This is a genomic window from Amycolatopsis echigonensis, from assembly GCF_014174495.1.
GTDB lineage: Bacteria > Actinomycetota > Actinomycetes > Mycobacteriales > Pseudonocardiaceae > Amycolatopsis > Amycolatopsis echigonensis.
This window is the reverse complement of the sequence record NZ_JACJHR010000297.1, coordinates 1-234: the sequence shown is the minus strand read 5'-3', so window position 1 is coordinate 234 and position 234 is coordinate 1. Positions and strand designations below refer to the sequence as shown.

Sequence of the window (234 nt, the reverse complement as noted above, 5' to 3'; positions counted from 1 at the left end):
CGACGCCGCCGCCGGTCTCGCGCAGCGTGTCCTGCAGGGCCTTCCGCGTCGGCTCGTCGAAGACGGCCAGCACGTCGGAAAGCTCCTGCGCGCCCTCGGTCTTCGCCGACGGGATGACGTCGTTTTCGCCGACCTCGCCCGCGTCGGGCGTTCCCGGCGTGAAGTCGACGTACTTCTGGCCCAGCGCCGATCGCGCGCCGACCGATGCGGTCACGGCCTTGGAATTGCGGTAGA

1 pseudogene is annotated in these 234 nt (G+C 70.5%); it reads right to left on the bottom strand.

Annotated elements, in window-relative coordinates:
• Positions 1-214, bottom strand: a pseudogene (locus H5411_RS46860) (MlaD family protein); the annotation flags it as partial.
• Positions 215-234 lie beyond the last annotated feature (20 nt).